Source organism: Chryseobacterium indoltheticum (assembly GCF_003815915.1).
GTDB classification, from domain to species: Bacteria; Bacteroidota; Bacteroidia; order Flavobacteriales; family Weeksellaceae; genus Chryseobacterium; species Chryseobacterium indoltheticum.
The window spans coordinates 3628490-3644319 of record NZ_CP033929.1; the positions used below are offsets into that span (position 1 = coordinate 3628490).

Consider the following 15830-nt stretch of genomic DNA (forward strand, 5'->3'; position numbering starts at 1 on the left):
TTTGATACTTTACAAGCTTTTCGGTTTAAATTATTAATTTAAAATCTCAATATTATTATCTTTGCAAGATGAATTTAGATTACATCGTAAGAGAACCCGAAAACATTAGTTCGATTACCCCCATTCTTTTCATGCTTCACGGTTATGGCAGCAATGAGCAAGATCTTTTCAGCTTCAGAGAAAGTCTTCCTGCAGACTGGATTATTGTGAGCTTCAGAGCTCCGAAACCCACTCAGTTTGAAGGATATTCTTGGTTTGATATCGATTTTAACAATCCTGAACAATTTATTGATCTCGATCAGGCAAAAGAAGTTCTTGAAAGTGTTTTAGAAAACATCATGGCAATTACCAACAAATATGGTCTCACCAGAAATAAAACCCATCTCTGCGGCTTTAGCCAAGGTGGAATTTTGTGTTACAGTTTAGCTTTAAAATATCCCGATCTTTTCAACTATGTAGCCTGTCTGAGTACCTATCCGGAAGAAAAATTACTTACTGATATTGTGAAAGATAAAAAGAAACTAGAAAATCTCCGTTTCTTTGTTTCTCATGGTACAGATGATGCCATTATCCCTATGGAATGGGGTAGAAAAGCTGCAGATCTTCTGTATGATCTGAGCTGTTACTTTACATTCAGAGAATATATGAGCGGCCATGGTGTCAATCAAAAAAACTACATCGATTTGATGGAATTTTTCTCAAAATAACAATTAACGATTCTCAAAATACCAAACATTCTTCCTAAAGAATGTTTTTTTTGTACCATATCATATATTTCACTAATTTCAATGAATGAAATTCAGGTTTTTAATATCAATCGTACTATTGGGCATTTTGATGAATGCACAGAACAGGTTTGAAATTAAAAACGGAAGTAAAGTCGTTATTCCTTTTAAATTAATCAATAATTTAATCTTCATTCCGATCAATATCAATGGAGCCGAGCTCACGTTTATGCTTGATAGCGGTGTAACAGAAAACACAATTTTCAGTCTCGAAGACAAAGAAATAAAGCTAAGCCAAATGGAAAAAATGAAGTTTTCCGGGCTGGGCGGCAACAGAAGTATTGAAGGTTTTAAATCTGATCTCAATACCGGTAAAATCGGTAAAAACTTAGTTAATGATTCTCTGATGCTCTACATTATCCAAGATGAGGAATTCAATATTTCCTCACACATCGGAATTCCTGTGAACGGATTTATGGGATATCATTTTTTTAAAGACTACCCGATCATTATAGATTACAGTTCAAAAAAAATTACCGTTTTCAAAGACCGCAAACTATTTGAAAAGAAAATTAGAAAATTTGAAGAATTCACCATTTCAATTGAAAAAAACAAACCTTACATTTTTGCTGATGTCGAAATGACCAGCGAAAAAAAACCGTCGAAAATGCTTATTGATATTGGGAATAGTGATGCGATCTGGCTATTTCCTACTTTAATAAAAGATTTTGTGTACAACAGACCCAATATTGAAGACTTTTTAGGGAGAGGATTTAATGGTGATATTTATGGGAAAAGAAGCAGAATTCATCAGCTTCATCTTGGAAATTTTAAGTTTGAAAAACCGCTGACTGCAATGCCCGATGAGTTTTCTATTCAGCATCTTAATTTAGCCAAAGACAGAAAAGGCTCCATCGGTGGAGAAATTATGAGTAGATTCACTGTTGCTTTTGATTATAAAAACGAAAAGATCTATCTTCGAAAAAATAATCGATATCAAGACCCTTTTCATTTTAATATGAGCGGGCTCGATTTTAAACAAGACGGGCTGCAATGGGAAAAAGATTATTTAACTTTCAGAACGCTAAATGAAAAATCTACATCAGGTGATATTCAAACATACAATAGTAATCTTCAGTATAAATTTATTTTAAAACCATTGTTTTCAATAGCCGGCGTACGAAAAGATTCTCCTGCAGGTAAAGCCGGTTTGAAAAAAGATGATCAACTGATCATTATCAATGGTAAAAAAACTTCAGAGATGACGCTAAATAAAATTATGGAAATGATGAAATCTGATGAAGGAAAAACTATCTATATCACTGTAAACAGAAAAGGCCTGGAACTGAAATTTTCTTTTACCTTAGAAGACCCAATTCCCTATCAAGAATAATATGGAAACAAAAGAAACAACTTTAGATAAAATAAGAACCCGCCCAAGATTTAAAATGTATACGCATCTCAGTAAGGAAACGTATGCCGAAAATCTGAAAAAATATTTGACTGAGCATCAGGACGAGTTTACAGGGAATGTAAACACCGAGGTTGCAACCATTTCTGTTTTAACCAAAGATGATAATTATTGGAAACCTTGTTTAGCCCTCCGAACCGAGCTTGATGAAGAAGTTACGGTTATAAGAGGCGTCTTTGGTCCCAGTTCTGCAGTCTGGACATTTTTTATGTTTCTTTATTTCCTGTTTTCAATTTCGTGGATGACTTTTTTCACGATGTATTATGTAGAAAACCAAATCAACAGCCACGAATATCCGTGGGCGCTACATGCTTCATTTGTAATGCTTTTCTTTATTGCCGTTACTTATGCAGCAGCAAGATTCGGACAAAGTAAGGCTAAAGCTGAAATGAAAAAACTCCGCAAATTTGCGGAGGAGTCTACTTTAAAATTCGAAAAATTAGTTTAGTTTTCTGAAAATTCTGTTTCCTGAACAGGCGCTGGTGTAGCTTTAGCCAATTTTATAGAATCGGCTACTTTTTCACGATTAGTCTGTTCGAAAATCATTTTTTCAACGTTCGGCTGAATCAGTTTTGTCATTTCTTCAACGGAAATATTGTTGGCATTGGGATCGTTCAGAAGATTTCTCCAAGGCTTTCTTTTCCCCCATCCGTAATCTCCGAAAACCATTACCGGTGTTCCTTTCGCCTTTGTGGTGGCTCCACCCGGATTTAAAATCCATGTATCGGCATAGTTATATAACCAGATTGCATCTTTCATCAATAATCTCAGACAAGAATGTGATGCCGGATAACCCGGAAGATCATATTGATGCCATCCTATTCCGTGAGTATTGTGAATATTAAAATTATAAGGAAGTTTCCATTCACTTTTTACAGTTGAAATGGCAAGTTTCTTTTTCCAATTGGCAAACATAAGGCCTCTGTCGGTCTGAGCCGACTTTTTACCCATACTTGTTGGCCCCCATTTTACCAAAGCACCATTTGAATACACTCCATACGCCTGAATAGGATATGAAAAGATGACAAACTTTTTTACATCGCTCAACACATCAAGCTGCATCGGGAAAGGTGAATATGCCATTAAAGTGGTATCTATTTTTGCAGGAACCACCAGTGTATCAGAATTCCATTTGCTTTTAGAATCTAATCGGTTTAATGCTAAAATTGCATAACGCTCTCTTTCGGTATATTTTTTACTGAAAACTGCATACAGAGAATCCCTCAGCTTTTTATCTTTGGGAATCGCAAATGCATTGTAAAATCCGTTCTCCTGCATCATTGGCGGGGCAGATTCTTCTACAGGTTTTGTTTTTATAGAATCGGGATCGGCTGTACTTTTTGCAATATCCTCTGCAGTTGAGGTCTGTTGCTGATTTTGATCTACCGCCTCTTCTTTTTTACAGGAAGCAAGGCTTAATGCGAATAATAAAGTGTAAAATATTGATTTTTTCAAAGTTAGTTTTTTCATAAATATAATAGTTCATTCAGTCTGATATAGCCTTACAAATATCAGACCTAAATTTTAAAAACCCAGGACTTTTAATTCTACAAGTCTTGAATAAATTTACAGAAAAAATTATTCCGATAATAATTTTCTGCAATCAATAATTGATTTAGAATAAATGAAGTTAGCAAAATGTAATTTTCATCCCTTCTTTTCTTGATTGCTTGACTATTTACTGATCACTTTTAAAAACTATATAGGTTTTACGAAGCACTTTTTGTAAAATATGATAGATATTCCATTGTATCTTTTAATGTTTATTTGATTTTTTCTGAGCCTATATAAAAAAGCCAGCAGCAATTAATTGCTACTGGCTGATCATTAAGTTATGAGATTAATTAATAATTAAATTTATCTTTTTATAAACTTAAATGTTTTTACATCATCTTTGGTAAATACCTGAATCAAGTAAACACCCTGAACTAATGAATGAACATTAATGCTTCTTTCATTTTTCGATAATGTTTTCTCGGTAACTTTTCTACCATCTGCAGAGTAAATAGCTAATTTTGTAATTTTCTCCTCTCCACTTATGTTAAGGATATCCATTACCGGATTAGGATAGATTTGCATCTCTGATTTTGGTTTTGTAGCGTTACCTACACTTAAACTCGCATTGTAAGCAAGAACTGCCAATGAAACTGTCGATTCACAAACTCCCACCGTTTGAGTTGCATAATAAGTTGTATTATTTACAATCACTGTGGTTGTTGGTAAACTTCCTGTATGGTTAGCAGCGTCTGTAGCTGAAGCATACCACTTGATGTTCTGCCCGGCAACTACCAAAGCACTCAAAGTATCTCCTGCATTAAAGCTTTGCGTTGCTGCACCAGTCGGAGCTGCAACTGCACTCGACTGAGTCACTGTTGCAGTTACTGTTCCTGTACATCCGTTAGCATCAGTAATGGTTACGGTGTAAGTTCCTGCTGATAATCCTGTACGATCTTCTGTGGTGATTCCTCCTCCCCAGTTGAAAGTGTAAGGTGCTGATCCACCTGTTGGTGTTAAATTGATAGTTCCTGTTGAACCTCCGTTACATGCAATATTCGTAACCACTGTAGTTCCTGAAATTGCAGTCGGTTGAGTAATCGTTACTGTTCTAGTGATTGTACATGCATTCGCATCTGTTACCGTTACAGTGTATGTTCCAGCCAATAATCCTGTTGCGGTTGCTGCTGTTCCTCCGCTTGGAGACCATGAATACGTATAAGGTGCTGTTCCGCCTGTTACAACAATTCCTGCTGTTCCGTTACTTCCACTGTTACATGAAACATTTGTTTGTGAAACCGTTGCACTCATCGCCGTTGGCTGAGTTACCGTTGCCGTTACTGTTCCTGTACATCCGTTAGCGTCAGTAATTGTTACCGTATACGTTCCTGCTGATAACCCTGTACGATCTTCTGTGGTGATTCCTCCGCCCCAGTTGAACGTGTAAGGTGCTGATCCACCTGTTGGTGTTAAATTGATAGCTCCTGTTGAACCTCCGTTACATGCAATATTCGTAACCACTGTAGTTCCTGAAATTGCAGTCGGTTGAGTAATCGTTACTGTTCTAGTGATTGTACATGCATTCGCATCTGTTACCGTTACAGTGTATGTTCCAGCCAATAATCCTGTTGCGGTTGCTGCTGTTCCTCCGCTTGGAGACCATGAATACGTATAAGGTGCTGTTCCGCCTGTTACAACAATTCCTGCCGTTCCGTTTGAACCACTGTTACATGAAACATTTGTTTGTGAAACCGTCGCAATCATCGCCGTTGGCTGAGTTACCGTTGCCGTTACTGTTCCTGTACATCCGTTGGAATCAGTAATGGTTACCGTATACGTTCCTGCTGATAACCCTGTACGATCTTCTGTGGTGATTCCTCCGCCCCAGTTGAAAGTGTAAGGTGCTGATCCACCTGTTGGTGTTAAATTGATAGTTCCTGTTGAACCTCCGTTACATGCAATATTCGTAACCACTGTAGTTCCTGAAATTGCAGTCGGTTGAGTAATCGTTACTGTTCTAGTGATTGTACATGCATTAGCATCTGTTACCGTTACAGTGTATGTTCCAGCCAATAATCCTGTTGCGGTTGCTGCTGTTCCTCCGCTTGGAGACCATGAATACGTATAAGGTGCTGTTCCGCCTGTTACAACAATTCCTGCTGTTCCGTTACTTCCACTGTTACATGAAACATTTGTTTGTGAAACCGTTGCACTCATCGCCGTTGGCTGAGTTACCGTTGCCGTTACTGTTCCTGTACATCCGTTGGAATCAGTAATGGTTACCGTATACGTTCCTGCTGATAACCCTGTACGATCTTCTGTGGTGATTCCTCCGCCCCAGTTGAACGTGTAAGGTGCTGATCCACCTGTTGGTGTTAAGTTGATAGCTCCCGTTGAACCGCCGTTACAGGCAATATTTGTAACCACTGTAGTTCCTGAAATTGCAGTCGGTTGAGTAATCGTTACTGTTCTAGTGATTGTACATGCATTAGCATCTGTTACCGTTACAGTGTATGTTCCAGCCAATAATCCTGTTGCGGTTGCTGCTGTTCCTCCGCTTGGAGACCATGAATACGTATAAGGTGCCGTGCCGCCTGTTACAACAATTCCTGCCGTTCCGTTTGAACCACTGTTACATGAAACATTTGTTTGTGAAACTGTCGCAATCATCGCCGTTGGCTGAGTTACCGTTGCCGTTACTGTTCCTGTACATCCGTTGGAATCAGTAATGGTTACGGTGTAAGTTCCTGCTGATAATCCTGTACGATCTTCTGTGGTGATTCCTCCGCCCCAGTTGAACGTGTAAGGTGCTGATCCACCTGTTGGTGTTAAATTGATAGTTCCTGTTGAACCTCCGTTACATGCAATATTCGTAACCACTGTAGTTCCTGAAATTGCAGTCGGTTGAGTAATCGTTACTGTTCTAGTGATTGTACATGCATTAGCATCTGTTACCGTTACAGTGTATGTTCCAGCCAATAATCCTGTTGCGGTTGCTGCTGTTCCTCCGCTTGGAGACCATGAATACGTATAAGGTGCTGTTCCGCCTGTTACAACAATTCCTGCTGTTCCGTTACTTCCACTGTTACATGAAACATTTGTTTGTGAAACCGTTGCACTCATCGCCGTTGGCTGAGTTACCGTTGCCGTTACTGTTCCTGTACATCCGTTGGAATCAGTAATGGTTACCGTATACGTTCCTGCTGCTAATCCTGTGCGGTCTTCTGTGGTGATTCCTCCTCCCCAGTTGAACGTGTAAGGTGCCGACCCACCTGTTGGTGTTAAGTTGATAGCTCCTGTTGAACCGCCGTTACATGCAATATTTGTAACCACTGTGGTTCCTGAAATTGCAGTCGGCTGAGTAATCGTTACTGTTCTTGTTAACGTACATGCATTAGCATCGGTTACTGTTACAGTATACGTTCCTGCAAGTAAACCTGTTGCGGTTGCTGCTGTTCCACCACTTGGAGACCATGCGTATGTATAAGGTGCTGTTCCTCCTGTTACAACAATTCCTGCCGTTCCGTTCGATCCACTGTTACATGAAACATTTGTCTGTGAAACTGTTGCACTCATTGCCGTTGGCTGAGTCACTGTTGCCGTTACTGTTCCTGTACATCCGTTGGCATCAGTAATGGTTACCGTATACGTTCCTGCTGCTAATCCTGTGCGGTCTTCTGTGGTGATTCCTCCTCCCCAGTTGAACGTGTAAGGTGCCGACCCACCTGTTGGTGTTAAGTTGATAGCTCCTGTTGAACCGCCGTTACATGCAATATTTGTAACCACTGTGGTTCCTGAAATTGCAGTCGGCTGAGTAATCGTTACTGTTCTTGTTATCGTACATGCATTAGCATCTGTTACCGTTACGGTATACGTTCCTGCTAATAATCCTGTAGCGGTTGCTGCTGTTCCACCACTTGGAGACCATGCGTATGTATAAGGTGCTGTTCCGCCCGCTACAACAATTCCTGCGGTTCCGTTTGAGCCACTGTTACATGATACATTTGTCTGTGAAACCGTTGCACTCATCGCCGTTGGCTGAGTCACTGTTGCCGTTACTGTTCCCGAACATCCGTTGGCATCAGTAATGGTTACCGTATAAGTTCCAGCAGATAATCCTGTACGGTCTTCTGTGGTGATTCCTCCGCCCCAGTTGAACGTATAAGGCGCTGATCCACCTGTTGGTGTTAAATTGATAGCTCCTGTTGAACCTCCGTTACATGCAATATTCGTAACTACTGTGGTGCCTGAAATTGCAGTCGGCTGAGTAATCGTTACTGTTCTTGTTAACGTACATGCATTAGCATCGGTTACTGTTACCGTATACGTTCCTGCAAGTAAACCTGTTGCGGTTGCTGCTGTTCCACCACTTGGAGACCATGCGTATGTATAAGGTGCTGTTCCTCCTGTTACAACAATTCCTGCCGTTCCGTTCGATCCACTGTTACATGAAACATTTGTCTGTGAAACTGTTGCACTCATTGCCGTTGGCTGAGTCACTGTTGCCGTTACTGTTCCTGTACATCCGTTGGCATCAGTAATGGTTACCGTATACGTTCCTGCTGCTAATCCTGTGCGGTCTTCTGTGGTGATTCCTCCTCCCCAGTTGAACGTGTAAGGTGCCGACCCACCTGTTGGTGTTAAGTTGATAGCTCCTGTTGAACCGCCGTTACATGCAATATTTGTAACCACTGTGGTTCCTGAAATTGCAGTCGGCTGAGTAATCGTTACTGTTCTTGTTATCGTACATGCATTAGCATCTGTTACTGTTACCGTATACGTTCCTGCTAATAATCCTGTAGCGGTTGCTGCTGTTCCACCACTTGGAGACCATGCGTATGTATAAGGTGCTGTTCCGCCCGCTACAACAATTCCTGCGGTTCCGTTTGAGCCACTGTTACATGATACATTTGTCTGTGAAACCGTTGCACTCATCGCCGTTGGCTGAGTCACCGTTGCCGTTACTGTTCCCGAACATCCGTTGGCATCAGTAATGGTTACCGTATACGTTCCTGCTGCTAATCCTGTACGGTCTTCTGTGGTGATTCCTCCGCCCCAGTTGAACGTATAAGGCGCTGATCCACCTGTTGGTGTTAAATTGATAGCTCCTGTTGAACCTCCGTTACATGCAATATTCGTAACTACTGTGGTGCCTGAAATTGCAGTCGGCTGAGTAATCGTTACTGTTCTTGTTAACGTACATGCATTAGCATCGGTTACTGTTACAGTATACGTTCCTGCAAGTAAACCTGTTGCGGTTGCTGCTGTTCCACCACTTGGAGACCATGCGTATGTATAAGGTGCTGTTCCTCCTGTTACAACAATTCCTGCCGTTCCGTTCGATCCACTGTTACATGAAACATTTGTCTGTGAAACTGTTGCACTCATTGCCGTTGGCTGAGTCACTGTTGCCGTTACTGTTCCTGTACATCCGTTGGCATCAGTAATGGTTACCGTATACGTTCCTGCTGCTAATCCTGTGCGGTCTTCTGTGGTGATTCCTCCTCCCCAGTTGAACGTGTAAGGTGCCGACCCACCTGTTGGTGTTAAGTTGATAGCTCCTGTTGAACCGCCGTTACATGCAATATTTGTAACCACTGTGGTTCCTGAAATTGCAGTCGGCTGAGTAATCGTTACTGTTCTTGTTATCGTACATGCATTAGCATCTGTTACTGTTACCGTATACGTTCCTGCTAATAATCCTGTAGCGGTTGCTGCTGTTCCACCACTTGGAGACCATGCGTATGTATAAGGTGCTGTTCCGCCCGTTACAACAATTCCTGCCGTTCCGTTTGAGCCACTGTTACATGAAACATTTGTCTGTGAAACTGTTGCACTCATTGCCGTTGGCTGAGTTACCGTTGCCGTTACTGTTCCTGTACATCCGTTGGCATCAGTAATGGTTACCGTATAAGTTCCAGCAGATAATCCTGTACGATCTTCTGTGGTGATTCCTCCGCCCCAGTTGAACGTATAAGGTGCTGATCCACCTGTTGGTGTTAAATTGATAGCTCCTGTTGAACCGCCGTTACATGCAATATTTGTAACTACTGTCGTTCCTGAAATTGCAGTCGGCTGAGTAATCGTTACTGTTCTTGTTAACGTACATGCATTAGCATCTGTTACCGTTACCGTATACGTTCCTGCAAGTAAACCTGTAGCTGTTGCTGCTGTTCCTCCGCTCGGAGACCATGAATACGTATATGGTGCTGTTCCGCCCGCTACAACAATTCCTGCGGTTCCGTTTGAGCCACTGTTACATGATACATTTGTCTGTGAAACCGTTGCACTCATCGCCGTTGGCTGAGTCACCGTTGCCGTTACTGTTCCCGAACATCCGTTGGCATCAGTAATGGTTACCGTATAAGTTCCAGCAGATAATCCTGTACGGTCTTCTGTGGTGATTCCTCCGCCCCAGTTGAACGTATAAGGCGCTGATCCACCTGTTGGTGTTAAATTGATAGCTCCTGTTGAACCTCCGTTACATGCAATATTCGTAACTACTGTGGTGCCTGAAATTGCAGTCGGCTGAGTAATCGTTACTGTTCTTGTTAACGTACATGCATTAGCATCGGTTACCGTTACGGTATACGTTCCTGCAAGTAAACCTGTAGCTGTTGCTGCTGTTCCACCACTTGGAGACCATGAATACGTATATGGTGCTGTTCCGCCCGCTACAACAATTCCTGCGGTTCCGTTTGAGCCACTGTTACATGATACATTTGTCTGTGAAACCGTTGCACTCATCGCCGTTGGCTGAGTCACCGTTGCCGTTACTGTTCCCGAACATCCGTTGGCATCAGTAATGGTTACCGTATAAGTTCCAGCAGATAATCCTGTACGGTCTTCTGTGGTGATTCCTCCGCCCCAGTTGAACGTATAAGGCGCTGATCCACCTGTTGGTGTTAAATTGATAGCTCCTGTTGAACCTCCGTTACATGCAATATTCGTAACTACTGTGGTGCCTGAAATTGCAGTCGGCTGAGTGATTGTAGCAGTTGCTGTAGTTGTACATCCAATAATGTCTGTTATTGTTACAGTATAATTTCCTGCGGCTAATCCTGTAGCCGTTGCTGCTGTTCCGCCACTTGGTGACCATGAATACGTATAAGGTCCAATTCCTCCTGACGCAGTAACTGTGGCAGTTCCGTTGGTACCTCCATTACATGAAACATTTGTTTTACTAATACTTCCAGAAATCGATGAGACCGTTAAGGTCGCCGAATTTGAAGTAGCAGATCCTGAAGAATTAGTGGCAACACAACGATATTGATATCCACTCATTGTTCCTGTTACTCCCGTTATTGTTAACGTAGTTGTGGTAACTCCTGAAAATGGCGCCCCATTAGGTATAGCAACAAAACCACTCCCTGTATTTTGTTGCCATTGATAAGAAGTTGCTCCCGTTGCAGTAATAGAAAACGTTGTGTTTCCGCCAGAACAGAGCGTTCTGTTTGGTGGGTTTCCTGTAATTACTGGGTTACTACCGATAAACTGACACCCTGAATATGCCATTGTACCTGCAGAAGCTAAAAGCGACCAGTTCCCCATAGTCATTACCGCCGAGCGTACTGAAGCCGCTGTAGAAGTTGGTGTACCTGTACAGTTAAACTTTCCTGATTGAGCAACAATATTTCCTGATTGTGCCCCTGTATAAAATGCACTTGTTCCTCCAATAAGTCCGGGAGGCATTAATGAAGAATTGGGACCTGCTGGAACTCCAACATTCCATCCTGCAGTTGTAGTTCCTCCTCCTGGATAATACAGGTAGTTAATTCCTGCAATACAGTAAGCTCCGCTTCCTGTAATAACTCCGTTACCTCCCTGAAATGCAATAATCTGATCCCCCGTATTGGCTAATGAAAGACCATTGGTGGACGAACCATCAGTAAGTGTAACAGTACCATTTGTAGCTGATGTGCAGGTTACCGGGTTATAAGTGGAAGCTACAAGTCCTACTATATGTACTTCTGTTCCCATGGGAATTGCCGTACTACTTACCCAGGTAATCGCAGATTCTGTTCCTCCAGCAGCTTGCCATCCAGAGCCATTATAGCCCCTGTCAGTAAAACTAATAGTTGTTCCTGCCGAAATATTTGTAAGCAGAACAAAAGAAAACTTGTCTCCCACTCCTGCTAAAGGAGTAGAATCATAGCTTGTAAACGCAATATCCCCTGCTAAGAGGGTTGTTTGCGCATTAGCTGTAAAGCCCAACAATGACGATCCTGCTATGAGGACCGCCTTTGTCAGCGTTTTGATTTTTGAATAAAAATTTTTCATATTTAATTCATTTTTAGGTTAAAGATTCACAAACCGGCTGCCTTTTTTCATACCAAAAGCAAACAATTTGTGACCGCTCATAAATCCTTCATCTGTGTAGATGATATCTAATCTAAGTTGAGTTTCATTATTACATTTCACAATGAGTCCATTATTTTCGTCTAACGACAGAATAGTTCCGGGAATCTCAGACTGATGTGAAGTTTCATTAATTACTGTAGCTTCCACCACTCTTATATTCCAGCCATTCCATTGTGTATATGCTCCTTTATTCCACGGATTACACGCTCTCGATAGAGCCTCGATGGTTTTAGCATCATGCTTTTGCCAAGAAATACAAACATCTGCAGCTGCAGGTTTTGCGAAATATTTAGCATTAACTTCGTCTTGTTTTATGCCTTTAGAATCATTTTTCAACAAGATTAAAAGTTCACTTAATAAATTTGCTCCCAGCCATGACAAGTTGGTACAAAGCACACCGTGAGTCATATTTATTGAAAGAGGTAAAATTTTTTTCAAAATAATTGCACCCTTATCAATTTTATTTTCAATGGCATGAACGGTAATCCCAGTTTCTTTTGCACCACTTCTTATAGATTCAAAAACAGGATCTGCGCCTCTCATTTCAGGCAATAATCCGTAGTGAAAATTGTAGAATTTACCCTGATGTTTATTTAAAACTTCTGCAGGTATCTTCCAGGGAAACGTCATGGTGAAAATAAATTGAGCATTTGTTTTAGTGATCAATTCTTCTAGCTGAGCAGAAAGATTTTCTTTTTTAATTATTAATAATGGAATTCCGGATTGTTTTGAAAGCATTAAACAAAAATCGATGACATCTGTATTTGCTTCAGGTACTCCTAAAGCACAAAGTCGACCTTGCGAAGCTAAAGCCTGCAAAGCCGGAATAGCCATGCGATTGTTGCATAAAACTGCTATTTTGGATGCTGTCATTATGATTCTAGACACGCATAAGCATTAAGCCAAGAATTAGCTTCAATACTCTGAATGTATTTAATATTATTATTTAAACTTTCACGTTCAGATTCTGTCACCGAGGCAACCTCAACGTCTTTCAGAAGGCTGTTTCCTGTATTTTCATCTTTTGAAACTGTTGCATAATAAACCGAAGCTTCCGTGAATCTATTTTCAGGGTTCATATATACTTTTCCGCGCGGCGAATTGATTGTAATTCCATCGAAATTTTCGTTTTCAAATGCAATAAAAAGAGCAGCTTCCCATCCCAATAAAGAGAAAAGATTGGCTTTACCTTCTTTAATATTATTCATTATACTTACAAAAGTTTCATTTTCAGGCGTTTTTAAAGTTTTAGACCAAGCTACGGAAGAACTCCATTCGCTTCCAGGATAAGGCATTTTAGAAAGCCAAGCTTCATCGGATGTGAAACCCGTTCCGTACACCGAGTGATTATTTACAAGATTATTCCCGGCTCTGAAAAAATCATCTGCCATATCGCCACAAAATGTTGCAAGAACTGCAGTTTCTTTTTGCTGCTCAAGATATTCGGTAAGTGGAGCCAGAGTGAAATCTTCACGGCGTAAAGACGTAACATGATTAAAGCCTATGGTACCACCTTTCTCTTCAACAGCAGCTGGATAGATATAAGATGGACGATAGCCCGCATCGTAAAAAGAGCACGTAAATGCAAAATTTCTATGCCCATCTTCAATTGCTTTATGAGTAATAACCCTTGTACACAAACCTCCCTGAAGAGAAATAAAATATGCATTAGAAAGTTTCCCCTGAAAAGCAGGAAAATGATATCCGCTGTCTAAAACAAGCAACGTTTTCCCTGAAGATTCGAAAAGCGGGTGAATAAACTCTGCTGAAATAGGATTAATATATCCAATGATAATATCCGCACCTTCCAAAAGAAATTGCTCGCAACGTTCATAGATCTCTTCATGTTTTGCGGCAACACCTATTCCCGCTGAAATGATTTCGTGATGACCTTCCAAGCCAATATTTTTTAACGCATGCTTAAAGCCATCCATCATATCAAAAGACATTGAAGGATAAATAACAGATCGTGGTAAAAGTAAAGCTATTTTCATATTTTTTCGATAAAGCCTCTAATCGAATAAACTATCAGAGGCTTTTGTATTATTAATTATGATCTTGAAGGGAAAATTCCGTATAAACAAATGATGTAGTTCATTCCTAAAAACGGCTGCTGAATACTAATAGGCTGGCTTCCTCCTGCAACGCTTAAGCTGAATGCCGTTGTAATTGGTCTTAATGCTGTATCTGCAGGTTGGCTTGAATATAAACCTGGTAATGATGCAAGTGTGGCATTTGAGGGAGAACCTGTATCACCTCCTTCAGAAAACGTTTGAATAGAAGCTGTTTCTGTTCCGGAAGCATGATTGTGCATAGGCAGATTGGGAGTAAGTAACGTCACCGTCGGTGTACCATTGATCTCTCCAAGAGTCCAGTTATCAATTCCTGCTCCACTTCCTGTTCCCATAGCAGTTCTACCCGCAAAATTGGGTAACATAAATGTTGTAACTCCATTTCCACCGTACATGGTTCCTAAAAGCGCAAAAAGAGCCTGATTTGTATTGATTGCTAATGTTTGCCCTTGACAAAAAGCCCAAGATTTTGGAGCAAAATTTCCCGCAAACATTCTTATTTCTGACATTGTTCCATCCATGATGATTAGTTTTTTAGAATTAAAAATTTACTTAATTATGGTCTGCTTGGATAAATTCCTTCGCAGCAAATAATATAATTGGCAGCCAAAACAGGTTGTAAAATTTCAAAAGGATTACCGCTACCTACGGCAGATAAAGCCCCTGAAGCTGTTGCCGGAGCAATATTTGTATCTGCAGGTTGAGTAGCATAAGCACCTTGAAGTCCTCCTAAAATTGTTCCCGAAGGGGAACCCGTTTCTCCTCCTTCTGAAAAAGCAGGAAATGCAATAGTAGCCATTGCATTATGGGTATGCATCGGCATTTGTGAAGTGTTCATTGTTACATTTTCTGTACCTCCTACCTGACCCAATGTAATATTTTGTAAACCAGCTCCCTGTCCTGTTCCTACAGCAACACGACCACGTAAATCTGGTACACCAAATGTAGTTTGCCCATTACCACCATAAGTAGTTCCTAAGATTGAAAAAAGTGTAGAGTAATTTGCTATGCTGTATTCTGTTCCGTCGCAGAAAAACCATCCTTGTGGAGCGAAATTTCCCGCAAACAATCGAATTTCTCCTATATAACCTTCCATAGTATTTTAGTTTTAATTATTATTAGTTTAAAAAAATTCAGAATGACTTAAGATTAACTTCTAGATGGGAAAACTCCATACATGCAAATAATATAATTCATTCCTAATGAAGGCTGAGTAATATTAATAGGTATGCTTCCGCCAGTAACTCCCACTTGAATATTCAAAGGAGTTGCTTTGGTACTAGAATCACTTGCCTGAGATGTATACATAGATCCCTTTGAAGCCAAAACATTATTTGTAGGAGTTGCAGAATCTCCCTCTTCCGAATATGCCGGAATCACAATATTTCCTCCCGCAGTATGAGTATGCGGCGGAAGATTAGAAATTGTAAGTGTTGTAGTATTTGTCCCCGTCATCTCACCTAATGCGTAGTAAGACAATCCCGGTCCCTGCCCTGCTCCCACAGCAGATCTTCCTGCAAGATTGGGCAATCCGAAAGTGACTTTTCCATCTCCTCCATAAGTGGTTCCCAAAATAGAGAATAAAGCGGTGTTTGCGCTGATTGCAATTAATGCACCATTACAATACGACCAATCTCTAGGTGCAAAGTTTGCGGCAAAAAGGCGGATTTCTCCTATTGTTCCTTCCATAGTTATTTGTTTTTTTTT

At 40.7% G+C, this 15830-nt stretch carries 10 protein-coding genes; 3 read left to right on the forward strand and 7 right to left on the reverse strand.

What is annotated here, in order from left to right; all coding sequences use genetic code 11:
- The first annotated feature begins 68 nt into the window (after window positions 1-68).
- From EG358_RS16750 to EG358_RS16760, 3 genes are all read left to right on the forward strand, one after another.
- Window positions 69-707 carry an alpha/beta hydrolase gene (locus EG358_RS16750; protein ID WP_076562718.1) on the forward strand — a complete coding sequence of 213 codons (639 nt, stop codon included), beginning with the start codon at window positions 69-71 and terminating at the stop codon, window positions 705-707.
- An 85-nt stretch (window positions 708-792) separates the two neighbouring features.
- A complete protein-coding gene (locus EG358_RS16755; protein WP_076562716.1) occupies window positions 793-2118 on the forward strand; it encodes an aspartyl protease family protein in 1326 nt (441 codons plus the stop codon).
- Window position 2119: 1 nt separating this feature from the next.
- On the forward strand, window positions 2120-2644 hold the full coding sequence (locus EG358_RS16760; protein WP_076562714.1) for a hypothetical protein: 525 nt from the start codon (window positions 2120-2122) through the stop codon (window positions 2642-2644).
- On the opposite strand, the gene EG358_RS16765 is transcribed toward EG358_RS16760, so the two are convergent.
- From EG358_RS16765 to EG358_RS16795, 7 genes are all read right to left on the reverse strand, one after another.
- The gene (locus tag EG358_RS16765) at window positions 2641-3666 is read right to left on the reverse strand and encodes a L,D-transpeptidase (protein WP_076562712.1); all 1026 of its coding nucleotides are present in this window, start codon (window positions 3664-3666) and stop codon (window positions 2641-2643) included. The genes EG358_RS16760 and EG358_RS16765 overlap by 4 nt on opposite strands.
- A 387-nt stretch (window positions 3667-4053) precedes the next feature.
- Window positions 4054-11970, reverse strand: coding sequence for a T9SS type A sorting domain-containing protein (locus EG358_RS16770; RefSeq protein ID WP_115596468.1), 7917 nt, complete (start codon window positions 11968-11970; stop codon window positions 4054-4056).
- 18 nt (window positions 11971-11988) lie between these two features.
- Window positions 11989-12924 carry a formyltransferase family protein gene (locus tag EG358_RS16775; protein ID WP_083677049.1) on the reverse strand — a complete coding sequence of 312 codons (936 nt, stop codon included), beginning with the start codon at window positions 12922-12924 and terminating at the stop codon, window positions 11989-11991.
- On the reverse strand, window positions 12924-14045 hold the full coding sequence (locus tag EG358_RS16780) for an ABC transporter substrate-binding protein (protein ID WP_123890148.1): 1122 nt from the start codon (window positions 14043-14045) through the stop codon (window positions 12924-12926). The genes EG358_RS16775 and EG358_RS16780 overlap by 1 nt, the downstream gene beginning before the upstream one ends.
- Before the next feature lie 56 nt (window positions 14046-14101).
- Window positions 14102-14644: a phage tail protein gene (locus EG358_RS16785; RefSeq protein ID WP_076561147.1), complete on the reverse strand. Its 543-nt coding sequence runs from the start codon at window positions 14642-14644 to the stop codon at window positions 14102-14104.
- Window positions 14645-14679: 35 nt separating this feature from the next.
- Window positions 14680-15219: a phage tail protein gene (locus EG358_RS16790; protein ID WP_076561146.1), complete on the reverse strand. Its 540-nt coding sequence runs from the start codon at window positions 15217-15219 to the stop codon at window positions 14680-14682.
- 53 nt (window positions 15220-15272) lie between these two features.
- Window positions 15273-15812: a phage tail protein gene (locus tag EG358_RS16795; RefSeq protein ID WP_076561145.1), complete on the reverse strand. Its 540-nt coding sequence runs from the start codon at window positions 15810-15812 to the stop codon at window positions 15273-15275.
- Window positions 15813-15830 lie beyond the last annotated feature (18 nt).